Origin of the sequence: Hydrogenophaga crassostreae, from assembly GCF_001761385.1 — a bacterium.
Lineage (GTDB): Bacteria > Pseudomonadota > Gammaproteobacteria > Burkholderiales > Burkholderiaceae_C > Hydrogenophaga > Hydrogenophaga crassostreae.
In genome coordinates this window covers 2,720,683-2,744,815 of the sequence record NZ_CP017476.1, presented here as the reverse complement: position 1 = coordinate 2,744,815, position 24,133 = coordinate 2,720,683, and the positions used below count along the sequence as shown (strand labels likewise).

Genomic DNA, 24,133 nt, shown 5'->3' with positions numbered 1-24,133 from the left:
GGGTCACGGCGATGACTGGAGCAAGGCCCGGCGGGCTTGCGCAAAGGCGCGTTGGCTTGATTCTCTCAAGTCGTGTTGCCCGCTTTTTACCCGCAATTGCCCACCAACCCAAACGGAGTGGATGGCACTCTGGCGGTGGCTGGCAAACACATGGGCCGAGTGCCTGAGCTCCGGGGTGGGCAGCGCGGCCAAAACGGGGTGTTGGGCATCCAGCGTCACGGCATCCATGCGTTGTCCAACCTGTAAACCTGCGACGTTGCGCCCGCAAGCTTGCCCACCACCTGCCACGGCCTCCTGCGTCATGGCGGTTGCCACACTGGGTTGTTGTGCACTGGCCAGCACGTTGCGCTGGCGCAAGCCCAGGCGTTGGCTGTATTCGAACTGCATCAGCTCTTCGGCCGCGTTGACACAGACGTGGCTGTCAGAGCCAATGCCCCAGCGCCCACCGTGGGCGCGCCAAGCGGTGGCGTCAAATATGCCGTCGCCCAGGTTGGCTTCGGTGGTAGGGCATATGCCGGCGATGGCACCGCTGCTTGCTGCGCGCAGGGTTTCTTCCGCGTTCATGTGGGTGGCGTGCACCAGGCACCAGCGCGGGTCAACCGGGGCATGGTTCAGCAGCCACTGCACTGGCCGCTGACCGCTCCATGCAAGGCAGGCGTCTACCTCGGCTGTTTGCTCGGCAATGTGTATGTGAATGGGTGCAGTGGGGTCCAGGTCGGTGAGCCCTTCAATGGCGCGATCCAGTGCATCGGGCGGAACGGCACGCAAGGAATGCGGTGCCAGACCCAGGCGCATGCCCTGCGCCTCGCAGAGTGGTTTAAGCCGCTGCAGCAGTTGCAGCATGTTGTCGGTCTGGCGAACAAAGCGCCGCTGCCCTTCGGTGGGTGGTTTGGCGCCGAATCCACTGGACTGGTACAGCACCGGAAGCAAGGTCATGCCTATGCCCGTGCTCGATGCCGCTTCGATCAGGCAATTTGACAGCGTTGTGTCGTCGGCATAGGGCTTGCCGTCTTCCTCGTGGTGGACGTAGTGGAATTCGCACACACTGGTGTAGCCCGCTTCCAGCATTTCGGCATACAGCGCGGTGGCAATGTCGCGCAGCTGAGCGGGCGAGATGCGGCCAGCAAATTGGTACATCAATTCGCGCCAGCTCCAGAAGCTGTCCTGACCAGCCCCGGGGCCCCGGTGTTCGGTGAGTCCGGCAAATGCGCGTTGAAAGGCGTGTGAGTGCAGGTTGGGCATGCCGGGCAGCAAAGGGCCCGCGCACGTTGCCACCGGCTCGGATGTCTTCGCGTCGGGCTGCACAAGGGTCAGTTCACCCAGGGCATTCCATTCCAGCAACACGTTCTGGTGCCACCCGGTGGGCAGCAGTGCGTGCTCGGCAAAGAGGGTACGAGCGGCGTTCATGACCGTGCCCGTTCCTGGGCCATGCGGCCTTGGCGAACCACGCGGCACGCGGGGCGCTGGCCGAGCCAGTACACCAGCTCGGCGGCCTCGGCAAAGGGCCACAGCACGAAGTTGGCCGGGTAGCCCACAGCGATCTTCCCGTGGGTGGCCTGCAAGCCCAAGGCCGTTGCCGCGTGGTGGGTCACACCAGCCAGTGCCTCGGGAACGGTCAGGCGAAACAAGGTGCTTGCCATGTTGAGCATGAGCAGCAGACTCAGGGCCGGCGCTGTACCGGGGTTGTGGTCGGTGGCCACGGCCATGGGCACACCGGCATCGCGCAACGCATGTATCGGGGGCATGTGGGTGTCGCGCAAGAAATAGTAGGCACCCGGCAACAACACGGCCACCGTGCCTGATGCTTTCATGGCCGCGATGCCTTCGGCATTCAGGTGTTCGATGTGGTCGCAAGACAAAGCCTTGTAGCGGGCCGCCAAGGCAGCGCCGCCCATGTCAGAGAGCTGTTCGGCGTGCAGCTTCACGGGCAGGCCCAACTGCTGCGCTGCCAGAAACACCTGCTCGGTCTCGGCCAATGAAAAGCCGATGGTTTCGCAAAAAACGTCCACCGCATCGATCAGGCCTTCGGCCGCCAATGCGGGCATCATTTGCGTGCACACCTCGTCGATGTACGCTTGGCTTCGGCCAGCAAACTCGGGTGGCAGGGCGTGTGCGCCCAGGAACGTGGTCTTGACCGTGACGCCATAGGCCTCACCCAACCGCCGGGCCACACGCAGTTGTTTGCGCTCTTCGGCCAGACTCAACCCATAGCCTGATTTGATTTCAATGGCACACACACCTTCGCTCAGCAGAGCTTCCAGACGAGGAGCGGCCAAGGCAAAGAGGTGCGCTTCAGAGGCTGCCCGCGTGGCTTTCACGCTGGAGACAATGCCACCACCGGCACGGGTCACTTCTTCGTAGCTGGCACCCGCCAGGCGCATGGCGAACTCATTGGCCCGCTGACCGCCGTAGACCAGATGGGTGTGGCAGTCAATCAAGCCAGGGGTCACCAGGGCATTGCGTCCATCGTGCATTGCAGATCCGGGCTTCAAGGGGGGTGCCAGGGCCTCGGCGCCGACGTAGTCGATTGACCCGTTCACAACGCTGATGGCTGCGCGGTCGACGGCCGGGGAATCGGGTGTGGTGGCGCCGGGTGCCAGTCGCAGATTGGTCCAGAGTCCGTCGGCGCTGTGCATGGTTGTCATGGTGTTGCTCGCATGTGCATTTCAATCAAGACGGCGATCAGGGCGCCGCCGGCGTTGTCTGGCGCTGCTTTCCATTCGCACAGATCGTCGGTCCACCACAGCCCTTCTTCAGGCGCCAAGGCATGTGCATTGACCCGCCAGCTTCCGGCAGCGCTGTACAGCAATCCCTGTCGCACAACGGGCAACGATGTGGCCCCGTGCAGCACTTCAACCTGGCTTTTGCACGCGGCGCGCCGGGTCATGACATTGAAGTCGTGGCAGTCGGGACCGAGCAATTCGGCTGAGACTTGCGCAGCGCCATCAAACGAGAAGGGTTGCAGCGGGGTGTGCAGCCGGTGATTGATCTGTCCATCTGGCGAACGCAGCGCGACACCGGCTCCCTCAAGCAAAGTGATCACCCGGTCGGTGCCAGGGAACGCCGAGAAGGGCCCGTTGCTGGCGATGTGCGCGATGCTGACGCGCCAGTCGAACTGCGCCATGCTGGCGCCCACTGGCATGCAAGCGAGTTCGGTGGTGACGCCTCCGCCATTTTTCCAGGGCTGGGCCAGCAGGTCGGCGCGGCGGAATCGGTGGAGTGCCATGTTGGGCCTGCGGATCAGGCCCAGATACTGGCCAGCAGGTCGGCTTGCTCCGTGCTCAAGGCACCGGCCAGCACGAGATTCTTGGCCGCCTCAATGTCGGGCGCAAACAGGCGGTCGGCATCGTAAAAGCCCACGCGGGTGCGCAGCAGCGCGTGCGTCTTTGCCAGACGCGGGCTGGTGGCCAGCGGCTTCAGGAAATCAACGCCCTGCGCTGCAGCCAACCATTCAATGCCCAGGATGGTGCCGGTGTTGTCGGCCATTTCTGCCAGGCGGCGGCCCGCAAACGTGGCCATGCTTACATGGTCTTCCTGGTTGGCGCTGGTGGGCAGACTGTCGACGCTGGCGGGGTGTGCCAGTGACTTGTTTTCCGAAGCCAGCGCGGCGGCGGTCACGTGGGCAATCATGAAGCCCGAATTCAGTCCCGGGTTGTCAACCAGGAAAGGCGGCAAGCCCGAAACGCTGCTGTCGATCAACAGCGCAATGCGGCGTTCGGCAATCGCACCAATTTCGGCTATGGCCAGCGCCAGCGTATCGGCGGCAAAAGCCACCGGCTCGGCGTGGAAGTTGCCGCCTGACAGCACGTCGCCGGTGTCGGTGAACACCAGCGGGTTGTCGGTCACGGCGTTGGCTTCGATCAGCAGGGTGCGAGAAGCTTGCGCAATGAGGTCGCGACAGGCGCCCATGACCTGCGGCTGGCAGCGCAGGCTGTAGGGGTCCTGCACGCGCTCGTCGTTGTCCAGGTGCGAGAGGCGGATTTCGCTGCCTTCCAGCAGGGCCCTGGTCACGGCCGCCAGCGCAATCTGGCCGGTTTGCCCGCGCACCGCATGAATACGGGGGTCGAATGGCGCGTCGCTGCCCTTGGCTGCGTCCACACACAAGGCCCCCGTGACGGCACCGGCTTCCAGCAAACGCTCGGCCATGAAGAGGCCATGCAAGGCGAGGGCGGTGGACACCTGTGTGCCGTTGATGAGCGCGAGGCCTTCTTTGGCGGCCAATGTGAGCGGCTCGATCAATGCGGCCTTCAAGGCGTGGTGGGCGGGCATGATGTTGCCGTTCACCCGCACATCGCCTTCACCCATCAAGGCCAGCGTCATGTGCGACAACGGAGCCAGGTCGCCCGATGCGCCCACCGAACCCTTGACGGGAATCAGTGGAACGATGTCGGCGTTGAGCAGCGCCATGATGGTGTGCACCACCAACGGGCGAACGCCCGAGTAACCACGCGCCAGGCTGGCCGCCTTCATCACCATGACCAGACGCACCGTTGCATCGCTCATCGGCGTGCCCGTACCCACCGAGTGCGAAAGAATCAGGTTGCGTTGCAAAAGCTCGAGCTGTTCGTCGGGGATGCGGGTCTTGGCCAGTTTGCCAAACCCGGTGTTGATGCCATAGGCGGCATCGCCTTTTTCAACAATGCGCTGGATGGTGTCGGCAGAAGCTTGCATGTCCGCCTGCGCCGAATCGGGCAAGGCAAGCGGCTGGCTGCTTTGCCAGATGGAGCGCAGATCGGTCAGGGTCATCTGGCCGGGGTTCAAGGTCAGGGAGGTGTTCATGGGTCGGGTCAACGGATGTGTTGATATGGGGTGTTGGAGGCTGAAGATGTGCAGCGGGGTTCAACCGATCATGGGCAGATTGAGCCCTTGTTTTTTGGCGGTGGCAATGGCTATTTCGTAGCCGGCGTCGGCATGGCGCATCACGCCCGAGCCGCTGTCGTTCACCAAGACGCGCGCCAGGCGCTCGGCGGCTTCGTCTGTGCCGTCGGCCACGATGACCATGCCAGCGTGCTGTGAATAGCCCATGCCCACGCCGCCCCCGTGGTGCAGGCTGACCCAACTGGCTCCGCCTGCGGTGTTGAGCAATGCGTTGAGCAGCGGCCAGTCGCTGACGGCGTCGGTGCCGTCTTTCATGGCCTCGGTTTCGCGGTTGGGGCTGGCGACGGACCCGGTATCGAGGTGGTCACGGCCGATCACGATCGGGGCCTTGAGCTCGCCACTCTTCACCATTTCATTGAAGGCCAGGCCAGCCAGATGGCGCTCACCCAGACCCAGCCAGCAAATGCGGGCTGGCAAACCCTGAAACGCAATGCGTTCGCGCGCCATGTCCAGCCAGCGGTGGGTATGGTGGTTGTTCGGGAACAGCTCCTTGATCTTGGCGTCGGTTCTGTAAATGTCTTCCGGGTCGCCCGAAAGCGCCACCCAGCGGAACGGGCCTTTGCCTTCGCAGAACATGGGGCGGATGTAGGCGGGCACGAAGCCGGGGAAATCGAAGGCATTCTTCACGCCGTGGTCAAAGGCCACCTGGCGGATGTTGTTGCCGTAGTCCACGGTCGGAATACCCATGGCCTGGAAATCGAGCATGGCCTGCACGTGCACGGCGCAGCTCTGCGCAGCATCGGCGGTGAGCCTGGCGTGTTGCGCGGGCTTGTGTTGCGCGGTCTTCCATTGCTCGACGGTCCAGCCACTGGGCAGGTAACCGTTGATGAGGTCGTGGGCCGAGGTCTGGTCGGTCACCAAGTCGGGCTTGAGAGCACCGGCCTTGGCTCGGTTGACCAGCTCGGGCAGGATGTCGGCCGCGTTGCCCAGCAGGGCGATGGAGACGGCTTCTTTCTTGCCCGTGTGTTCTTTGAGCAGTTCAAACGCGTGGTCGATGTCCCGCGCCTGTTTGTCCACATAGCGGGTGCGCAGGCGGAAGTCGATGCTGCTTTGTTGGCACTCGATGTTGAGCGAGCAGGCGCCGGCCAGCGTGGCGGCCAGAGGCTGGGCTCCACCCATGCCTCCCAGACCTGCCGTGAGAATCCACTTTCCGGACCAGGGCGAATGCGACTGAGCGCCGGGCCGCCCCAAGCCAGTCGCGCTCCTCTCGGGGGGCAGGTCGCCGTTCGCGGCGGCCAAGGGGCCGTCAGTTCCGTAGTGTTGGCGGCCGGCTTCCACGAAGGTCTCAAAGGTTCCCTGCACGATGCCCTGGCTGCCGATGTAGATCCAGCTGCCGGCCGTCATCTGGCCGTACATGAACAAGCCCTTGCGGTCGAGCTCGTTGAAGTGCTCCCAGTTGGCCCATTTGGGCACCAGGTTGGAGTTGGCGATCAGCACCCGGGGTGCATTGCTGTGGGTTTTGAAGACACCCACCGGCTTGCCGGATTGAATCAGCAGGGTTTCGTCTTCATTCAATTCTTTGAGGGAAGCCAGTATCTGGTCGAAACAGGCCCAGTCGCGTGCAGCCCGTCCGATGCCGCCATACACCACCAGGTGCTGCGGGTTCTCGGCCACTTCCGGGTCAAGGTTGTTCTGGATCATGCGGTATGCCGCTTCGGCAATCCAGTTCTTGCAATGCAACCCGGTTCCACGCGGGGCGCGGATGACTCGGGTCGTGTCGAGGCGGGGGTCGGTGGCTGAGGTCGTCATTTGGGGCTCCGGTGGAGGGTACGGGTGAGAAACGGGGTGCCGGGCTGTCACACTGCGGGAGCGAGGCAATGCCTCGCTTGACAGGCTGCACAGGTTTATCTATATATACAACTCGTAAATTATTTTAATAAGTTGTATAGACATTTAATTGTCGGCTGACTTTAATCAGCCAGACAGCTGCTGTCAAGCATGTCCCCCGATTGACCAGAAAATGAAACCCCTGCCCCAATGAAGAACCCCTTGATGCCCCAAAAGCGCATTCCGGAATTCCAGCGCATCAAAGCCCATGTGTTGGCGCAGATTCAGGCTGGCATCTGGCGCGAAGGGGAGGCCATCCCCGGCGAGGAAGCCCTGGCCCGGGAGTTTGGTGTGTCGCGCATGACCGTGAACCGCGCGATCCGCGAGTTGAGCGACGAACAAATCGTTGAGCGCGTGCAAGGCTCAGGTACGTTTGTGGCGCAACAGAAGTACCAGTCAACCCTGGTCGAAATCCGGAACATCGCCGACGAGATCACCGCCCGCGGCCATGTGCACCACAGTGAACTCCACCAGCTCGAGCGCATGAAGGCCGGTGAAGCTTTGGGACGAAAGTTCGGGTTGAAACCGCCCCAGATGCTGTTTCATTCGGTGGTCGTGCACTTTGAGAACGGGCTTCCCATTCAGGTCGAAGACCGTCACGTGAACCCACAGGTGGCACCGGACTACCTCTCGCAAGATTTCACGACACAGACGCCCAACGCCTACCTCATGCGTGTGGCGCCTTTGCAAGGTGTGCACTTTGAGATCGAAGCCTGCCTGCCGCCTGCCGGCATCCGGGACATGCTGCAAATGGCTGCCACAGAGCCCTGTTTGCTGCTGCACAGGCAAACCCAGTCCATGGGGCAGGTGGCTTCTGTGGCCCACATGTGGCATCCGGCATCGCGTTACCGGTTTGCAGGCAGCTTCTGAAGACGCCGAGATCCCTGGCTGGGGTTAGCCTTTAAGCACTTTCAGCAGCGCCGTCTCGATCTCTATCTGCAGTTTGTTGACCTGGAGCTGCGGGCCACTGATGAGGAAGGTGTCTTCCACACGCTCGCCCAGGGTCGTGATCTTGGCCAGGTCCACGCACACTTCGTACTTCGCCAAAACGCGAGAGACGCAATAGAGCAAACCATTCCGGTCGCTCGCCGAAATGGAAAGCAGCCACCGCTGTGCCTTGTCATCGGGCCTCAACAAAACCCGGGGCGTCACGGGAAAGCTCTTGACCCGGCGTGATACACGGCCCATGGTGGGCTCAGGCAGGGGGCCGCGCGCATCGATGGTCTTGGCCAGGCGGCTTTCCACCATGGTGGTCAACTCTCGGTAGTGCTCCGCCAGGTTGGGGGCAATGATCTGGAACGAATCCAGGGCGTGACCATTGTGGGTGGTGTGCACGCGGGCATCGAGAATGCTGAAGTCGGATTCATCAAAGTAGCCGCAGATGCGGGCGAACAAGTCGCTTTGGTCCAGTGCATACACCAACACCTGCATGCCTTCACCCCCCGGCGCGAGCCGGGCTTTGACGATACAGGGCTCGGGCGCCACCGTCGTACCGTCTGCGCCTGCGGGCAACGAGCGTTGAGAGGCGGCCCGAACAACCCCGTTTTGCGCGATCTGTTTGCTCAGGGTTCGGGTGTGCCAGGCGATTTCGTCGGCCTGGTGGCGCATGAAGTAACCCACGTCCAATGTGTCCCAAAGGGCTTTGTGGGCCTGATGCGGCATGGCGTGCAAGGCCATGATGGCCATCGCTTCGCGTTTGCGGGCTTCGATTTCCGCACCCGGATTCGCCGCATGACCACCCAGCGCGCGCAGGGTGTAGCGGTAGAGGTCCTCAAGCAAGCGGCCTTTCCAGCCACTCCACACCTTGGGACTGGTGCCGCGGATATCGGCCACGGTCAGCAGGTAGAGCGCGGTCAGGCGCCGTTCTGTACCCACCCGTTTCGCAAAGGCCGCAATCACTTCGGGATCGCTCAGGTCCTGCTTTTGAGCCACGTGGCTCATGGTCAGGTGTTCCTTCACCAGAAACTCAATGAGCTGGCAGTCTTCTTTGGCGATGCCGTGTTCGCGGCAAAACACCCGAACCTCATGCGCGCCCAGCACCGAGTGGTCACCACCGCGGCCCTTGGCAATGTCGTGAAACAGCGCTGCGATGTAGAGTTGCCAGGGTTTGTCCCAGCCTGCGGCGAGCTGCGAGCAAAACGGGTACTCATGCGAGTGCTCGGCAATGAAGAAACGGCGCATGTTGCGCACCACCATCAGTATGTGCTGGTCAACCGTGTACACATGGAACAGGTCGTGCTGCATTTGCCCGACGATGTTGCGAAAGACCCAGAGGTAGCGCCCAAGCACCGAAGTCTGGTTCATCAACCGCAGTGCATGCGTGAGGCCTTCGGGTTCTTTCAGCATGCGCAAAAACATGGCGCGATTGGCCTTGTCGGCGCGAAAGGCCGCGTTCATCACTGGCCGCGCGTTGTAGAGCGCCCGAAGCGTGCGGGCCGACAGGCCTTTGATCCCCAATGTGGTCTGGTAGATCAGAAAGGTTTCCAGAATGGCATGGGGTTGCTGCACGTACAGGTCGTCGTGTGCCACCTCGAGCATGCCGCCCTTGTCGAAAAAACGCTCGTTGAGCGGGCGGCGCCGGTCGACGCCCACATCGTCGTCGGCCAGACGCTCTTCGATGTTCATCAGAAGAATCTTGTTGAGCTGCCGAACGGCTTTGGCGGCCCAGTAGTAGCGCTTCATCAGCACCTCGCTGGCGCGGCGGGTGCCTTTGGCCGTTGGCGGTGTTGGTGCGTGGTTGGGGCCGTCGCCGGTGGGCACTTCCATTGGCGGCGTATGGGCGCGGTAGCCAAACGACTCGGCCACGGCTGTTTGCAGGTCAAACACAAGTCGGTCTTCGCGGCGTTTGGCTTCCAGGTGCAGGCGGGCCCGAATCTGGCTGAGCAAGGCTTCATTGGCCTTCATCTGGCGCGCTTCAAGCTCTGTGGCCAGACCCGTGCGGGCGAGTTCATCCCAGCTGTTGCCAAGGCCTGCCGCCTTGGCAATCCAGAGAATCATCTGAATATCACGCAGACCCCCTGGGGACTCTTTGCAATTGGGCTCCAGCGCGTAGGGTGTGTTGTCAAATTTGTTGTGGCGCTGCTGCATTTCCAGCGTCTTTGCCACAAAAAATGCCTTGGCGTCCATGGCCTGGGCGAGTTCGTGCGTCAGGCGGTTGAACAGGGGTTTGTTGCCACGCAGCAAACGTGCTTCCAACAGAGAGGTTTGCACCGTGACGTCTTTGGCTGCTTCTGTCAAACACTCTTCGGTGGTGCGCACGCTGGAGCCAATTTCCAGGCCCACATCCCAGCACCAGCCAATAAAGGTCTCCAGACGCGCCTTGAGCGGTTCGTCTTGCTCGGGTTTCATGCCATCGGGCATGAGCACCAAGACGTCAACATCAGAGTAAGGGAACAACTCACCGCGGCCGTAGCCGCCAACAGCGATCAGGGAATAGGTGGCTTTGAAGCCTGCGCGTTGCCAAAGCTCGCGCAAGGCCTGGTCGGTGATGCGGCACAAGCCCGATAGGGCTTGCCGTATTCCACGCGTGGACGACCCGTGGTCTGCCAGGCGCTGCATCAGCGCTGCTTTGTCATCCCGGAAGCGTTGGCGCAAAGCCCCCACGCCATCATCCAGCAAGGGTGGAGTGGCTGCTCCCATGGATCAGGCCGCTGGTGTCACGAAATCGGGCGTGGCAGGGCTGCCGGCCGACATGGTGAGCACTTCGTAGCCGGATGGTGTCACCAATATGGTGTGTTCCCATTGCGCCGACAGCGATCGGTCCTTGGTGACGATGGTCCAGCCGTCGTTCATTTCCTTGATGTCGCGCTTGCCCGCATTGATCATGGGTTCGATGGTGAAGGTCATGCCTTCTTTCAGTGTCTCCAGCGTACCCGGGCGGCCATAGTGCAGCACCTGTGGTTCTTCGTGGAAGCGCTGGCCAATGCCGTGGCCGCAAAACTCGCGCACCACGGTGAACCCATTGCCTTCGGCGTAGGTCTGAATGGCGTGGCCGATATCGCCCAGGCGCACGCCGGGCTTGACCATCATGATGCCTTTCCACATCGCTTCAAAAGTGACCTGCGTCAGGCGCCTGGCCTGAACGCTGCAAGCCGCTTCGCCACCGATCAGGAACATGCGGCTGTTGTCGCCGAACCAGCCATCTTTGGTGATGACGGTGACGTCAACGTTCAGGATGTCGCCCTTCTTCAGCGCTTTCTCGTTGGGAATGCCATGGCAGATCACCTGGTTGACCGAGGTGCACAGGTGGCCAGGGTAGGGCGGGTAACCGCTTGGCTGGTAGCCAATGGTGGCAGAGCGCGTGCCCTGTTCTTTCATGTATTCGGCCGAAAGGCGGTCGATTTCCAGTGTGGTTACGCCGGGCTGGATGTGGGGCGTCAGGTAATCCAGCACTTCGGAGGCGAGGCGGCAGGCCTCGCGCATGCCCGCAATGCCGGCTTCGTCTTTGTAGGTGATGCTCATGGGTAAAGATTATCTCGCGAGTGGCGCTGACCGGTTGATCAGCGGATTTTTGGCCTGTATGGAGCCCTGATGTCGGCAGCGTGTGAAGGTTTGATGCAACAGTTGTGGACCTTTACACGGATCCCCGGACAAAAACAGAGCGGGTTGCAGAACAACGAGTGCCGAGCAGAAACCGAGGGGCCGATGCGTGGTGTTTGCGAGGGGAGCCTCAATGGTCCGGTTGGAAAACTGGTTTTCTGGCGCCCTCGAGAACACGTTTCAACTTCACAGAAACAGGGCACAAAACGCTCCCAGACCTTGCGTTTGGACGCAGGCTGCACTCCTATACTGGGACGGTTTCAATTCCAATCTGCAGAAAGAAAGAGAGCTTAAATGATCAAAATCCGTGCCGTTTGTATGGCAGCCGCGTTGTTGTCGGGTTCGGCCATGGCCCAGGGATCCGACGGTTTGCCGGGCAATCCGGGTGTGTATGGCGTGGTCGGTACGGGAGGGCTGGGCCTGGGCTTGAATCTGCCTGTGACCAGCCATTTGGGCGTGCGCGGAGAGTTGGTGCAGGGTTCGGTGTCTGAGACCTACACCAACGAAGACATCACCTACAAAGGTGATCTGAAACTTCGCGGCAGCGGCTTGTTTGCCGATATCCGCCCTTTCCAGGGTACGTTCCGCGTGGTGTTGGGCGCCACGCTGGGTGGTTCCAGTGCCGCACTGGAAGCCGAGCAGCAGGGGGGCACCTTCACCATTGACGGGCAGTCTTTTTCAGCCGACGGCAGCAAGCTGCGTGCAACCATCAAATACCCGTCGACGATGCCATATGTCGGCGTCGGCTGGGGTCACGGCCAACGGGGTGAGCCAGGCTGGACCTTCGCGTTCGACCTGGGTGTGGCCATTGGTGAGCCCAAGATCACCCTGGCGGGCAATGACGGCTTGTTGAGCCAACCGGGTGCCGCTGCACGTATTGCCGCCGAAGAGCGCAAAGCCCAGGACGATGTGTCCAGCGCCAAGGTGTTGCCGGTGCTCAAGTTCAGCGTCGGCTACAGCTTCTGATGCGGTGCCGGGTGGCCCGGCGCCAGCAGGTTGCCCCTGGTCATTGAGGGCTTGCCTGTGGCGATTGAGCGGTTGAGGCGCGGGTAAAATCGGGGGTTTCCACCCATCCTCCGGGCTTGTCCTTCGCCCGGTCGTTCTAGGCCACCCACCGTGACCCTGCATCTGCGCTTTTTTGATGGCGGCAACGCTGTCAGCGACTTCAAAGTCCAGCAACTCCTGCCCCGTCTGGCGGAGATCTCCGACAAGATCACCGGCCTCACGGCCCGCTTCGTGCATTTGGCTTCGTTCGAAGCCGAGCCCGATGAGCGCACCGTGGAGCGCCTGGGGCAGTTGATGGCCTATGGCGAGCCTTGCTCTGAAGCGCATCTGGCGGCCGCCAAGGTCGGCGCTGCGGCGCTGTGGGTGCTGCCCCGTCTGGGCACCGTGTCACCGTGGGCCTCTAAAGCCACCGACATTGCCCACAACTGCGGCCTGTCGCTGCACCGCGTGGAGCGACTGGTCGAGTACCGCATCACGCTCAAAACCGGCCTGTTGAGCAAACCCACTCTGAGCGAAGCGCAACTGAGAGCCATCGGCGATGTGCTGCACGACCGCATGACCGAACTGGTCACGACCGAGCGCAGCCAGGCCGAGGCCTTGTTCACCGAATTGCATCCGGCTGCGATGGAGCATGTGGACGTGCTTGGCGGCGGCAAATCGGCGCTGGAAAAGGCCAACAAGGATTGGGGCCTGGCCTTGGCGGAAGACGAGATCGATTACCTTGTGAACGCATTCACGGGTTTGAAGCGCAACCCCACCGATGTGGAGTTGATGATGTTTGCGCAGGCCAACAGCGAGCACTGCCGTCACAAAATTTTCAACGCCCAGTTCACCATTGACGGCGCCCTGCAAGAGAAAAGCCTGTTTGGCATGATCCGCCACACGCATCAGACCGCGCCGCAGCACACCATCGTGGCGTATTCCGACAACGCCTCCATCATGGAAGGCAGCGAGATCGAGCGTTTCGTGGCGCGAGCAGGCAAGGGCGCTTCGCCGGCCTACGCGGCCGAGGCGGCCACCCACCACATCCTGATGAAGGTGGAGACCCACAACCACCCGACCGCGATTTCGCCATTTCCCGGCGCGTCCACGGGCGCGGGCGGCGAGATCCGCGATGAAGGTGCCACCGGCCGCGGCTCCAAGCCCAAGGCGGGTCTGACCGGCTTCACCGTGTCCAAACTCTGGGGCGGCATGAGCGACCAGCCCGACGGCAAGCCTGAGCACATCGCCAGCCCGCTGCAAATCATGACTGAGGGGCCGCTGGGCGGCGCGGCCTTCAACAACGAATTTGGCCGGCCCAACCTGCTGGGCTACTTCCGTGAATACGAACAGGCCGTGACTGGCGTGATGCGCGGGTACCACAAGCCCATCATGATCGCGGGCGGCCTGGGCGTGATCGATTCGACCCAGACGAAAAAGATCGATTTCCCGGCCGGTTCCCTGCTGATCCAGCTCGGTGGCCCCGGCATGAAAATCGGCATGGGCGGCAGCGCGGCCAGCTCCATGGCCAGCGGCACCAACGCCGCCTCGCTGGACTTTGATTCCGTGCAGCGCGGCAACCCCGAAATCGAGCGGCGTGCGCAAGAGGTAATCAACCATTGCTGGACGCTGGGCGAGAAAAACCCGGTTTTGTTCATCCACGACGTGGGCGCGGGCGGTTTGTCCAACGCGTTCCCGGAACTGGTGAACGACGCAGGGCGGGGTGCGCACTTCGATTTGAACGCGGTTCAGCTGGAAGAGAGCGGTCTGGCGCCCAAGGAAATCTGGTGCAACGAGAGCCAGGAGCGCTACGTGTTGGCGATCGCGCCTGAATCGCTCGATTTGTTCAAGTCGTTCTGTGAGCGCGAGCGTTGCCCGTTCGCGGTCGTGGGTGTGGCCACCGAAGAACGCCATCTGACGGTGTTCGATGAAGGCAAGGAGTCCCCGGTCGACATGCCCATGGATGTGTTGCTCGGCAAGCCGCCGAAAATGCACCGCGATGTCAAATCCGTGGAGCGCCAGGCGGTGCCCATGGAGCTCACCGGCGTGGACCTGCAAAAAGCCGTGATCGACGTTTTGAGCCACCCGACCGTGGCTTCCAAGCGTTTTCTGATCACCATCGGCGACCGCACCGTGGGCGGTCTGAGCCACCGCGACCAGATGGTGGGTCCCTGGCAGGTGCCGGTGGCCGATTGCGCCGTGACCCTGGCCGATTTTTCGGGTTTTGCAGGTGAAGCCATGAGCATGGGTGAGCGCACGCCGCTGGCCGCGCTCGATGCGCCGGCCTCGGGCCGCATGGCGGTGGCCGAAGCCATCACCAACCTGCTGGCCGCGCCGTTCGAACTCTCGCGCGTGAAGCTCAGCGCCAACTGGATGGCCGCCTGCGGCGAGCCGGGCGAAGACGCGGCGCTGTATGACACAGTGAAAGCCGTCGGCATGGAGCTGTGCCCGGCACTGGGCATTTCCATTCCGGTGGGCAAAGACAGCCTGTCCATGCGCACGCAATGGACCGATGCTGGCCAGCAGAAGAAGGTGACTTCGCCGGTCAGCCTGATCGTGACCGCCTTCGCTACCCTGGCTGACGTGCGCAACACGCTCACGCCCCAGCTCAACAGCGCGATTGACGACACCACCCTGATCCTGATCGATCTGGGCAAGGGTCAACACCGCATGGCCGGCAGCATTCTGGGCGAAACGCTCAAGCAGCCAGGCTGCCCGGTGAAAGACGGTGTGCCCGATCTGGACGATCCGCAAGACCTGATCAAGCTCGTCAACGCCATCAACGCCTTGCGCGCCAAAGGCAGCATCCTCGCGTACCACGACCGCTCCGACGGCGGCCTCCTGGCCACTGCAGCCGAAATGGCCTTCGCAGGCCACATCGGCGTGTCGCTCAACATCGACATGCTGCTCCTGGAGGGCGACGGCATCTCCGACAGCCGCATGGATTCGGGCGACGCGAAAAACTGGGCCACCCAGGTCAGCGCGCGCCGCGAAGAGCTCACCCTCAAGGCCTTGTTCAGCGAAGAGCTGGGCGCCGTGATCCAGGTGGCCACCTCTGAACGGGATGCCGTGATGCAGACGCTGCGCGAGCATGGCTTGTCCAAACACAGCCACTTCATCGGCAAGACCCGCCCGCTGAGCTCCACCATCGAAGTGGGCAAGGGCAAGTTGCAGGTCTGGCGCGACACCAAGGCCGTGTTCAGTGCCGATCTCTTTGACCTGCACCAGGTCTGGGACAGCGTGAGCTGGAAGATCAACCAGCAGCGCGACAACCCGGCCTGCGCCGATGCCGAGCACGCTGCAGCGGGCTTGCCGCAAGACCCGGGCATGCACGTGTCGCTCAGTTTCGATCCCTCGGACAACGTGGCCGCGCCGTTCATCAACTCCGCGCGCCCGAAAGTGGCCATCCTGCGCGAGCAGGGCGTGAACTCCCATGTGGAAATGGCCTACGCCTTCACGCAAGCCGGTTTTGAAGCGTTTGACGTGCACATGACCGACCTGCAAATGGGCCGCGCCAATTTGCGCAATTTCCAGGGTGTGGTGGCCTGCGGCGGTTTCAGCTACGGCGACACGCTGGGCGCCGGCATCGGCTGGGCCCGCAGCATCACGTTCAACGACGTGCTGTCCGACCAGTTCCGCGAGTTCTTCGCCCGCCAGACCACGTTTGGTCTGGGCGTGTGCAACGGCTGCCAGATGTTCGCCGAATTGGCCGACATCATTCCCGGCGCCCAAGCCTGGCCGCGCTTCACCACCAACCAGAGCGAGCGCTTCGAAGCGCGCCTGTCGATGGTGGAGGTGCTGGAGTCGCCCAGCCTGTTCCTGCAAGGCATGGCCGGCAGCCGCTTGCCGATCGCGGTGGCGCACGGCGAGGGCTACGCCAACTTCAAGCACCGGGGTGATGCGTCAAAAGCGCTGGCCGCGATGCGTTACGTGGACAACGATGGCGCCGCCACCGAGCAATACCCGTTCAACCCCAACGGCAGCCCCGGCGGCCTGACCGCCGTGACCACGGCCGACGGCCGCTTCACCGCCATGATGCCGCACCCCGAGCGCGTGTTCCGCAACATCCAGATGAGCTGGACGAGTGGTGACCCGGCGGCGCAGAGCCCCTGGATGCGGATTTGGCGCAATGCCCGCAAGGCCATCGGGTGATGGCTTGCGTATCGCGCTTTTCCTTCAGGGACACATTTCTGTCGGTCTGGCCAACACCGGTACATCCAAGCATACCTTTTCACAATGCAGACAGCTTTGAAAAGTGAAGAGTGGCTCGTCGCAGATGGGTACGACGAAGGGGCTTTGAAGCGTCTCGATAGCGTGCTGCGCGCCGTGGGGGGCTCCGGACAAGGAGCCGACTGGGGTCGCAAGATTTTTCTGAATGGACGGTCGTGGGTCCAGGTGGTGTTCTGGCGATTCCAGCGGAGACATACCGTGGATTGCGGGTCTTGGGTCCGGGCAATCTCGTGCATCAAGTAAAGAAGCCCTGTCTTGGTACGGCCAACAGGTCGTTCAAGCCTCTCGTAGCCGCGTAGCTTTGGTTTGCGCCCGTTGTATTTGGTCCCACTGCGAGCCCGTTTTGCGTCGCTGCTGACATGGTAAAAATGGCGAATTCACACCCAATCAGTCCTGAAACCATTGCTGGCTATGTCGAAGAAGGCGCAGTGGTTCTGCGCGGCGTGCTCTCCCCCGCAGACGTCCAGCGCCTCCAAGAAGGCATCGAACACAACCTCGCCCACCTGAGCCCCTTGGCCCTCGTGGCCAGCGAACCCGACGATCCGGGCCGGTTTGTGGAAGATTTCTGCACCTGGCAAAACAACCCGGCCTACCGTGACATCCTGCAAAACTCGGCGCTGCCCCACATCGCCGCCCAGCTGATGCGGAGCGATACGGTGCGCCTGTACCACGATCATTTGCTGGTCAAGGAAGCGGACACGCGCCAGCCCACGCCCTGGCATCAGGACCAGCCGTACTACAACGTGAGCGGTCGGCAAAACGTGAGCTTCTGGATCCCGGTGGACCGGGTGCCGCTGGTGAGCACGTTGCGTTTTGTGGCCGGTTCCCACGAAGGCGCCTGGTACATGCCGCGCACCTTTCGCGACAGCCAAGCGAAATGGTTCGCCGAAGGGACGCTGGCCGAGCTGCCCGCCATCGATGCCGACCCCGAGCGTTTTCGCCAGCTCGGCTGGGCGCTGGAGCCAGGCGACTGTGTGGCTTTCCACATGCTCAGCCTGCATGCCTCCAGCGGCACTGGGCCGGGTGCGCGCCGCCGTGTATTCTCTGCACGGTACCTGGGCGATGATGCGCGTCACGCGCCGCGCCCTTGGCGAACATCGCCACCGTTTGCGGGTCTCAGCGACAGGTTGCCCGACGGCAGTGCGTTGAACGACCCCCTGTTTCCGCTGGTCTGGCCTCGGCCTGACCGCCAACCCTGAAAGTTTTCCCGCCCATGGCCGCCTCCAGTCTCCTCGCCCTCATTGACGACATCGCCACTTTGCTCGATGACGTCGCCGTCATGACCAAAGTCGCCGCCCGCCAGGGCATGAGCGCGGCCGACGATGTGGCCGCCATGACCCAGATCGCGGCCAAAAAAACGGCCGGTGTGCTGGGTGACGATCTGGCGCTGAATGCGGAACAGGTCACGGGCGTGAAGGCCGACCGCGAGTTGCCGGTGGTCTGGGCGGTGTTCAAGGGCTCGATGCTGAACAAGGCCATTCTGGTGCCTGCGGCACTGGCCATCAGCGCGGTGGCGCCCTGGGCGATCACACCTTTGCTCATGATGGGAGGCCTGTTTCTCTGTTTTGAGGGCGCGGAAAAGGTGTTGCACGCGTTTTTCCACAAGAAGGAAGACGATGAAGCCCATCACCAGGAACTGGTCAAGGCCGTGAACGACGAAGATGTGGATCTGGTTGCGTTTGAGAAAGACAAGGTGAAAGGCGCGATCCGTACCGATTTCATTCTTTCGGCCGAAATCATCGTGATCACGCTGGGTACCGTGGCCGACGCGAGTTTCGGGCGCCAACTGGCCGTGCTGGTGGGCATCGCGACGATCATGACCATGGGTGTATACGGCCTGGTCGCCGGCATCGTGAAACTGGACGATGTGGGTCTCTACCTGACCCAGCAGGCTGCCAGATGGAAACAGGCCGTTGGCCGGGGCCTGCTGGTTTTTGCGCCATGGCTGATGAAAACGCTGTCGGTTGTGGGCACAGCCGCGATGTTCCTGGTGGGCGGCGGCATCTTGCTGCACGGCATCCCTGCGCTCGGCCATGCGGTTGAGCATTTTGCCGAAGGCCTTGGATGGGTCGGTGGTGTGGTGAGCAGCTTTGCGGGTGGTGCGGCGGGTTTGCTGGCTGGCGCTGTAGCGGTCTTCCTGTTCAACACCGTGAACCGCATGCGTGGCAAATCGCCAGCGCATTGATCGGCTGGACCCTGGCCTTGACCTGCATCAAGGCGCGGATGCCTGTCTTCCCTAGACTCGGCTGCAGTTGCTTCGTGCGCGATTTCTGAGAGCGATCCGCTCCGCGCCACGGGCCCCAGGAGACCGCCATGAACGCCGCCCCGCCAGTAGTCGATACCGCCGCTCCCATCAGCAATTTCAACAACTGTCATGTGGGCATTGTGAAACGCCTGAAGGCTCTGGATGAGCTGCCAGCGCTGCTGGAGCCTGCGGCGAGAGCCCGTCAGATTGCAGAAGAATCGCTGGAATTTTTTCGCGAAGCGATTTTTGAGCACCACCTCGAAGAAGAGCGTGAACTGTTCCCCGCCGTGATTGCGAGCGCGCAAGCGGGCGATGAGCTCACCCGCGTCAAAGCCATGGCCAAACGCCTGACCGACGAACACCGCGCCGTTGAAGCGCTGTGGAAGCAACTGGAAAAGGGCTTGAAGCCCGTGGCCAAGGGACACAGCACCAACCTCGATGTGAGCGAACTGCACAGGCTGGTGACCGAATACCAGGCCCACGCGAGTTTCGAGGAATCCGAGTTTTTGCCACTGGCTGAGCAGATTCTCAGCCGCAACAGCAACCACATGGCTGCCCTGGGCATGTCGCTGCACATGCGGCACGTGAAGTCGGTCAACGCTTACGTGTGAGAGGGTTCATTTCGCCAGATCGATGCATGGTTTGACCAGCGTAGAGTAAAGGGGTGCTTCGGCACCCCTTTTTTCTGGACGGTGCTTTGCTACATTTGCGCCATGCCTTGTCGGTGTGTACTTCTTGCGAAGGCGCTCAGACCGGGTTGGGCCATTCCAGGGCGCAGGCATGTTGCCGACGCTGTTTTGATAGCCAGATTCCGGAGTTTCATGTTCAACGCAGTGGTCAACCTAGGCGACGTCGGTCACGCCATTCAGCTTGCTCTGGCGCCTGCTTTTCTACTGACAGGCATTGCAGGTCTGCTCAACGTGATGGCTGGGCGCCTGGCGCGCATTATCGACCGCGGTCGCCGTCTGGCCGAACTGGGCCAGCCCGGTGGTCCCAAGCTCAACGACAGCCAGAACCATGAACTCGGTAGCCTGGAACACCGCCGCTATCTGGCCAGCGCGGCGATCACCGCCTGCACTTTCGCCGCGCTGCTGGTCTGTACCGTTATCGCCTCGCTTTTCCTGCAAGTCCTGCTGCAGCTTGATCTTGGCTGGGTCATTGGCCTGCTGTTCACAGTCGCCACCGGCGCCATGGTGATCGGGCTGGGCTACTTCCTGCGCGAAGTGCACATGGCCACCCAATCCATCCGCATTTCCGGACCCGCCAAGCGCGGCCCACAAAGCGCACGATAGTCCCCTCGACCCGACATTCGCCTCACAGCCACATGCCCGTTCCCGACAGCCCGACCATCCAGCCTGAACACTGGCAAACCGACGTCGGCAGCGCCTCCGTGGCCGTGCTGAACATTCCTGGATTGCTCTCTCGGGCCCGGGTGTTTGACGTGGATGTAACCCTGGTGGTCGACGTGCCGTCGGAAGGTGCAAAAACGGAGCCCTGGCATGAACTGACCGTAGAGTTCGACGGCCAGCGCCAATGGAATCGGCGCTTTCCCAGCCACAGCCCTGGCCAGACCGACGGGCTGGATTACCACCATCGCGTGCGCCTGGAGGCCGAGCAGGCGCTGAGGGTCAGGGCGGTGGTGAAAGTGAAGGGCTCGCGTATCCGAAGTCTGATGATTGAGGCACGGGAAGAACTCTGAAAGTGCTGAAGTCGACAGGCGTGATTTGCCGGGTTTCCGGGGTTTGCAACCACGGTTGTTCTCGACCTTCGAGACACCGAATCAAAGGACACACTATGAAAATACAGACCGCTTTTGCATTTGCATTCACCACCCTGACCTGCGGTTTGGCTCTTGCGGACCAGGCTGCACCGGATTGCAAGATGCAATCATTTCATAGCGTCTCGACTGCCATGGAGAGAGACCGTGGCAAGGCCAGGGAAGACACCCGAGTGGCCAAAAATGCAAGCGGCAAGCTGACAGCCGCCGAGATCAAGATCATCCTGGACAGGGTCTATATTTCGAGGAAAAGCGAAACGCCTCGCCAGATAGGGCAAGTCGTTTTTTCAGATTGCCAAAACGGGCAATGAGCTGGGTCAGGCTGCTGGACTGAGGTTTGCTTTCATGGGCATGCGTCACCGAACGATTTGCTCTACCCGACAACCCGGCCCTGTCATTTGTACAGCAGCTTCTTGGACAACTTCGATGGATCAGATCAACCCGATTTCAATATGGCAAAACAATCCGTTGAAACGCTCATGCAAGACATTCGCTTTGTGAGTGAAGAGAGTTACCAGATCGTGGAGGCGGTTCGAGCCCTGGTCCGCAAGAGCTTCAAGGATGCGTCGGAGGAAGTCAAATACGGTGGCATCCTGTTTGCGTCGGGCATTCAGTTTACGGGCGTGTTTGCTTACAAAGCCCACGTGTCCGTCGAGTTCAACAGTGGAGCGGGTATCGCCGATGAGCTTGGACACCTCGAAGGGGCGGGAAAGGGCCGCCGCCACGTCAAGCTGAGATCCATAGCCGATCTCGAGCACAAGCACCTGGCGCAGTACCTTGCGCTGGCTCTGGAGGCCGCAAAGGGGGGCTGACCGCTACCCGCATGGTGTCTTCACCATCGTCACTGAACCAACTTGAGGCACCGCCATCTGTGGAGGGTTTGTGCAGAAAATTGATCTAAAAAAGGAGCTGAAGCACCTGTATGCACCATCGGCCAAAGAGGTGGTTCAGGTGGATGTGCCCGCATTTTGGTTCCTGATGGTTGACGGGGAGGGTGATCCCAATACCTCGCAAGGCTATGCCCAGGCGGTGGAGGCCCTGTTTGCAGTTTCGTACACGGCGAAGTTCATGGTGCAGAAGGGACCTGAAGCGAGGGACTATGCCGTCATGCCTCTCGAAGGCCTGTGGTGGGCTGAGGATATGTCGGCATTCACCGCCAATGACCGGACCCAGTGGAAATGGACCCTGATGATCATGCAGCCCGACTTTGTTGGTCTGGAAACCATCCAGGCGGCCATGGCTGAAGTGAAACGAAAGAAGGCGCTGCCGGCCTTGAGCAAATTGAGGATTGAGATGTTTGAAGAGGGGCTGTGTGCACAGGTGCTTCATGTTGGGCCCTTCAGCGAAGAGGGCCCCACTGTCGAAAAGGTTCACAGATTCATTCAGGCCCGAGCGAGCGTCGCCGGGAAACACCACGAGATCTACCTCAGCGATATAAGGCGCGCCGCACCTGCCAACTGGAAGACAATCATTCGCCAACCCATGAACTGATGGCCATGGAACAGCTTCTTCCCTCTGTGCTCTGGGCCTGGTACCTTGCTGTTAGTGATGCGGCATGACCACCGGCTTTGCCTGGATGGCGTTTCACTGGCGTCGCCTTGCCTGCTCGAACGCTGCGCGCGTAGCCCGGAGACTTTGTTATGACCCAAGCCGAAAAAGTATCCCGATTCCAGGCAAAACTGCTTTGCCCGGCAACACCTGACAGCGCTTCACCTTGGGCATTCGTCCTTTTGCCAAAGCATGTGAGTGAAAAACTTCCAAGGCGAGGAAGGACGACCGTTGAAGGTTCGATCAACGGTCATCCTGTTCAGGTGACGCTTGAACCCGATGGTTATTTGAGCCATTGGCTCCCGATCAGCAGGGCGTTGCAAGAAGCCATTGGCCTTGAGGAGGGGGATACCGTTGCGCTTGAGCTGAGTCCTGTGGACAAGGAGCCCGAGCCTGACATGCCGCCAGACTTTCAGAAGGCTCTGGCGGCGGCTCCAGAGGCTCAAACGGTATGGATGGGTACGACGACCATCGCGCGAGTTGACTGGATTCACTGGATCGTTTCGGCCAAGCAAGCGAAGACCCGCGCCAAGCGAATCGCTGATGCCTGCGAGATGCTGGCTTGCGGCAAGAAGCGGGTTTGCTGTTTCGATCCCTCTGGCTACTACAGCAAGGCCCTTCGGGCTCCCGAGGCGGTTGAGCTTTCGATAGTGGCAAAACGTCGAAACGCCTGAGTTGACGAGCAAAGGTTGCGCGATGGGCCCGCAGCCCAACTCGAACGCCAGGAGAAAAGGGATCTCCGGGCTATTGGCTCCCGCGCAAGTGCGGAATTGCCCTTTGAGGCTAGATGCATCCATGGGCCTGTCAAGAGGCGTGTTGTGCGTTCTCAGTTCAGGCGGCCCTAAGGCCGACCGACCCAGCAGACCGCATCAAAAAGAGCCGAAGTGGCGCAGAGTGGGTATGCTGGATGGACGATGACAAAGCTTGGAGGCTTCCATGGCTATTGAATGGCGTCACCTCGAGGTTGGTATGGCACTGGCGCTCGCGGTCTTGGCAAACCCTGCGCTGGCGCAGAGTTTCGACGAGTCGGACAAGTTCGCGACCTCAGCGCCGATCGGTCGAGGGCCGCTCGACGGTATGAGTTTCGTTGGCAAGATCGGCCCAGAAGACAAGCGGGATCTGGACGACGAGTTGCATTTCGCTACCGGGCAGTTCTGGTCCTCGAATTGCCTGGCCTGTGGTTATCAACCGGGTGCCTATTGGACCCGCAGGGTGGGCGACAGCATCCAGTTTCAAGGCAGCCTGCCGAGCGCAGATGGAGGGCAGTTCGATTACTCAGGGCGGGTTGTTGGCGATCAGATCAACGTTCAGATCAATTGGACTCAGCAACGCTGGTATGGAGACGTCAAACGCAAACTGGCTTTTGTCGGAGTATTGACCCCATCGGCTACGCCACAAGGGGTCCCGACATTTCCGGTCGCAAAAAATTCGGATGAGGGAACTCAGTGCAGACGCTTGTGAAGCGGTGGCGATGGGCCTTTGTGATCGCCATGTACCTGACGCTGCTATCAGGGGGTTGGCTGATCGGGCAGCACCTTTTTGAATTTGCCGCTATCGATGTCCGGCCTGGCAATGAGCCGATGGTTCACAGGTTGATCTTGATCGCCATGCTCGTGTTTGTTTTTGCCTCGGCGGTACCGTTTGTTCCAGGGGCAGAGGTGGGCTTCGCCCTGTTGATGGTCTTGGGCGCGAGGGTAGCGCTGCTTGTGTATGCAGGCATGGTCATTGCACTGCTGCTTGCTTTTATGGTCGGCAGGCTGGTCCCTGCGCTTTCGATTGCCTCGGCATTGGCCGCATGTGGGTTCCTACGGGCGCAGCGGCTGGTGCTGCGATTGGCGCCACTCGATGCCAATGCGCGCCTGGCATTGCTGGTTGATGGTGCGCCTCGCCGCATTGTTCCGTTCTTGCTGCGTCATCGCCATTTGGGGTTGATGGCGCTCCTCAATTTGCCTGGCAACTCACTTGTCGGTGGCGGTGGCGGAATCGCGCTGTGCGCCGGTATGAGCGGACTTTTCCACTTGCCCGGCTTCCTTGCGGCCATTCTGCTGGCAGCGGCACCCGTACCGTTGATTTTCTTGTTTGGCTTGGCTCAGGGGTGAGGTTGC

Annotated in this window: 21 protein-coding genes; 14 read left to right on the top strand and 7 right to left on the bottom strand. The window is 61.4% G+C overall.

Annotated elements, in window-relative coordinates:
* Window positions 1–3 precede the first annotated feature (3 nt).
* The 5 genes from LPB072_RS12585 to hutU are packed head-to-tail and all read right to left on the bottom strand — an operon-like array spanning window position 4 to window position 6,627.
* Complete coding sequence (locus tag LPB072_RS12585; protein ID WP_066090248.1) at window positions 4–1,407, bottom strand: formimidoylglutamate deiminase; 1,404 nt, start codon at window positions 1,405–1,407, stop codon at window positions 4–6.
* Window positions 1,404–2,645, bottom strand: a complete 1,242-nt coding sequence (gene hutI, locus LPB072_RS12580) for an imidazolonepropionase (protein WP_066090245.1) — start codon at window positions 2,643–2,645, stop codon at window positions 1,404–1,406. The genes LPB072_RS12585 and hutI overlap by 4 nt, the downstream gene beginning before the upstream one ends.
* On the bottom strand, window positions 2,642–3,226 hold the full coding sequence (locus tag LPB072_RS12575; protein ID WP_066090242.1) for a HutD/Ves family protein: 585 nt from the start codon (window positions 3,224–3,226) through the stop codon (window positions 2,642–2,644). Before LPB072_RS12575 ends, hutI begins: the two co-directional genes overlap by 4 nt.
* A gap of 14 nt (window positions 3,227–3,240) precedes the next feature.
* Window positions 3,241–4,779 carry a histidine ammonia-lyase gene (gene hutH, locus LPB072_RS12570; protein ID WP_066090239.1) on the bottom strand — a complete coding sequence of 513 codons (1,539 nt, stop codon included), beginning with the start codon at window positions 4,777–4,779 and terminating at the stop codon, window positions 3,241–3,243.
* 60 nt (window positions 4,780–4,839) lie between these two features.
* A complete protein-coding gene (gene hutU / locus LPB072_RS12565; RefSeq protein ID WP_066090236.1) occupies window positions 4,840–6,627 on the bottom strand; it encodes a urocanate hydratase in 1,788 nt (595 codons plus the stop codon).
* A gap of 228 nt (window positions 6,628–6,855) precedes the next feature.
* On the opposite strand from hutU, the gene hutC reads away from it, so the two are divergent.
* Window positions 6,856–7,575, top strand: a complete 720-nt coding sequence (hutC, locus tag LPB072_RS12560) for a histidine utilization repressor (protein ID WP_407927754.1) — start codon at window positions 6,856–6,858, stop codon at window positions 7,573–7,575.
* A gap of 24 nt (window positions 7,576–7,599) precedes the next feature.
* Here the strand turns inward: hutC and LPB072_RS12555 are convergent, their stop codons facing one another.
* Complete coding sequence (locus LPB072_RS12555) at window positions 7,600–10,344, bottom strand: [protein-PII] uridylyltransferase (protein ID WP_066090233.1); 2,745 nt, start codon at window positions 10,342–10,344, stop codon at window positions 7,600–7,602.
* Window positions 10,345–10,347: 3 nt separating this feature from the next.
* Window positions 10,348–11,166: a type I methionyl aminopeptidase gene (gene map, locus LPB072_RS12550; protein WP_066090230.1), complete on the bottom strand. Its 819-nt coding sequence runs from the start codon at window positions 11,164–11,166 to the stop codon at window positions 10,348–10,350.
* Window positions 11,167–11,538: 372 nt separating this feature from the next.
* On the opposite strand from map, the gene LPB072_RS12545 reads away from it, so the two are divergent.
* The 13 genes from LPB072_RS12545 (at window position 11,539) to LPB072_RS12480 (ending at window position 24,127) form a co-directional block, all read left to right on the top strand.
* Window positions 11,539–12,210: a hypothetical protein gene (locus LPB072_RS12545; protein ID WP_066090227.1), complete on the top strand. Its 672-nt coding sequence runs from the start codon at window positions 11,539–11,541 to the stop codon at window positions 12,208–12,210.
* A gap of 150 nt (window positions 12,211–12,360) precedes the next feature.
* Window positions 12,361–16,380, top strand: a complete 4,020-nt coding sequence (gene purL, locus LPB072_RS12540; RefSeq protein WP_066090224.1) for a phosphoribosylformylglycinamidine synthase — start codon at window positions 12,361–12,363, stop codon at window positions 16,378–16,380.
* Window positions 16,381–16,826: 446 nt separating this feature from the next.
* Window positions 16,827–17,657, top strand: coding sequence for a phytanoyl-CoA dioxygenase family protein (locus LPB072_RS12530; RefSeq protein WP_066090933.1), 831 nt, complete (start codon window positions 16,827–16,829; stop codon window positions 17,655–17,657).
* A 14-nt stretch (window positions 17,658–17,671) separates the two neighbouring features.
* Complete coding sequence (locus LPB072_RS12525) at window positions 17,672–18,643, top strand: DUF808 domain-containing protein (RefSeq protein ID WP_066090219.1); 972 nt, start codon at window positions 17,672–17,674, stop codon at window positions 18,641–18,643.
* Window positions 18,644–18,771: 128 nt separating this feature from the next.
* Window positions 18,772–19,314 carry a hemerythrin domain-containing protein gene (locus LPB072_RS12520; RefSeq protein WP_066090216.1) on the top strand — a complete coding sequence of 181 codons (543 nt, stop codon included), beginning with the start codon at window positions 18,772–18,774 and terminating at the stop codon, window positions 19,312–19,314.
* Between the two features lie 210 nt (window positions 19,315–19,524).
* Window positions 19,525–19,995, top strand: coding sequence for a DUF2721 domain-containing protein (locus tag LPB072_RS12515; protein WP_066090213.1), 471 nt, complete (start codon window positions 19,525–19,527; stop codon window positions 19,993–19,995).
* Window positions 19,996–20,027: 32 nt separating this feature from the next.
* A complete protein-coding gene (locus LPB072_RS12510) occupies window positions 20,028–20,402 on the top strand; it encodes a hypothetical protein (RefSeq protein WP_066090210.1) in 375 nt (124 codons plus the stop codon).
* Window positions 20,403–20,497: 95 nt separating this feature from the next.
* Window positions 20,498–20,791 carry a hypothetical protein gene (locus LPB072_RS12505; RefSeq protein WP_066090207.1) on the top strand — a complete coding sequence of 98 codons (294 nt, stop codon included), beginning with the start codon at window positions 20,498–20,500 and terminating at the stop codon, window positions 20,789–20,791.
* 141 nt (window positions 20,792–20,932) lie between these two features.
* Complete coding sequence (locus tag LPB072_RS12500) at window positions 20,933–21,292, top strand: DUF1801 domain-containing protein (RefSeq protein ID WP_066090930.1); 360 nt, start codon at window positions 20,933–20,935, stop codon at window positions 21,290–21,292.
* 70 nt (window positions 21,293–21,362) lie between these two features.
* The gene (locus LPB072_RS12495; RefSeq protein WP_066090203.1) at window positions 21,363–21,971 is read left to right on the top strand and encodes a GyrI-like domain-containing protein; all 609 of its coding nucleotides are present in this window, start codon (window positions 21,363–21,365) and stop codon (window positions 21,969–21,971) included.
* A gap of 149 nt (window positions 21,972–22,120) precedes the next feature.
* On the top strand, window positions 22,121–22,702 hold the full coding sequence (locus LPB072_RS12490) for a YdeI/OmpD-associated family protein (protein ID WP_066090200.1): 582 nt from the start codon (window positions 22,121–22,123) through the stop codon (window positions 22,700–22,702).
* A 262-nt stretch (window positions 22,703–22,964) separates the two neighbouring features.
* Window positions 22,965–23,489: a hypothetical protein gene (locus LPB072_RS12485; RefSeq protein ID WP_157559317.1), complete on the top strand. Its 525-nt coding sequence runs from the start codon at window positions 22,965–22,967 to the stop codon at window positions 23,487–23,489.
* Window positions 23,474–24,127 carry a hypothetical protein gene (locus LPB072_RS12480; RefSeq protein WP_066090194.1) on the top strand — a complete coding sequence of 218 codons (654 nt, stop codon included), beginning with the start codon at window positions 23,474–23,476 and terminating at the stop codon, window positions 24,125–24,127. The genes LPB072_RS12485 and LPB072_RS12480 overlap by 16 nt, the downstream gene beginning before the upstream one ends.
* Window positions 24,128–24,133 lie beyond the last annotated feature (6 nt).

What these genes read in the sequence shown, in the direction of transcription:
- LPB072_RS12585 (WP_066090248.1), bottom strand. Translation starts at nt 1,407, where the DNA reads ATGAACGCCGCTCGTACCCTCTTTGCCGAGCACGCACTGCTGCCCACC.
- hutI (WP_066090245.1), bottom strand. Translation starts at nt 2,645, where the DNA reads ATGACAACCATGCACAGCGCCGACGGACTCTGGACCAATCTGCGACTG.
- LPB072_RS12575 (WP_066090242.1), bottom strand. Translation starts at nt 3,226, where the DNA reads ATGGCACTCCACCGATTCCGCCGCGCCGACCTGCTGGCCCAGCCCTGG.
- hutH (WP_066090239.1), bottom strand. Translation starts at nt 4,779, where the DNA reads ATGAACACCTCCCTGACCTTGAACCCCGGCCAGATGACCCTGACCGAT.
- hutU (WP_066090236.1), bottom strand. Translation starts at nt 6,627, where the DNA reads ATGACGACCTCAGCCACCGACCCCCGCCTCGACACGACCCGAGTCATC.
- hutC (WP_407927754.1), top strand. Translation starts at nt 6,856, where the DNA reads ATGAAGAACCCCTTGATGCCCCAAAAGCGCATTCCGGAATTCCAGCGC.
- LPB072_RS12555 (WP_066090233.1), bottom strand. Translation starts at nt 10,344, where the DNA reads ATGGGAGCAGCCACTCCACCCTTGCTGGATGATGGCGTGGGGGCTTTG.
- map (WP_066090230.1), bottom strand. Translation starts at nt 11,166, where the DNA reads ATGAGCATCACCTACAAAGACGAAGCCGGCATTGCGGGCATGCGCGAG.
- LPB072_RS12545 (WP_066090227.1), top strand. Translation starts at nt 11,539, where the DNA reads ATGATCAAAATCCGTGCCGTTTGTATGGCAGCCGCGTTGTTGTCGGGT.
- LPB072_RS12530 (WP_066090933.1), top strand. Translation starts at nt 16,827, where the DNA reads ATGGCGAATTCACACCCAATCAGTCCTGAAACCATTGCTGGCTATGTC.
- LPB072_RS12525 (WP_066090219.1), top strand. Translation starts at nt 17,672, where the DNA reads ATGGCCGCCTCCAGTCTCCTCGCCCTCATTGACGACATCGCCACTTTG.
- LPB072_RS12520 (WP_066090216.1), top strand. Translation starts at nt 18,772, where the DNA reads ATGAACGCCGCCCCGCCAGTAGTCGATACCGCCGCTCCCATCAGCAAT.
- LPB072_RS12515 (WP_066090213.1), top strand. Translation starts at nt 19,525, where the DNA reads ATGTTCAACGCAGTGGTCAACCTAGGCGACGTCGGTCACGCCATTCAG.
- LPB072_RS12510 (WP_066090210.1), top strand. Translation starts at nt 20,028, where the DNA reads ATGCCCGTTCCCGACAGCCCGACCATCCAGCCTGAACACTGGCAAACC.
- LPB072_RS12505 (WP_066090207.1), top strand. Translation starts at nt 20,498, where the DNA reads ATGAAAATACAGACCGCTTTTGCATTTGCATTCACCACCCTGACCTGC.
- LPB072_RS12500 (WP_066090930.1), top strand. Translation starts at nt 20,933, where the DNA reads ATGGCAAAACAATCCGTTGAAACGCTCATGCAAGACATTCGCTTTGTG.
- LPB072_RS12490 (WP_066090200.1), top strand. Translation starts at nt 22,121, where the DNA reads ATGACCCAAGCCGAAAAAGTATCCCGATTCCAGGCAAAACTGCTTTGC.
- LPB072_RS12485 (WP_157559317.1), top strand. Translation starts at nt 22,965, where the DNA reads ATGGCTATTGAATGGCGTCACCTCGAGGTTGGTATGGCACTGGCGCTC.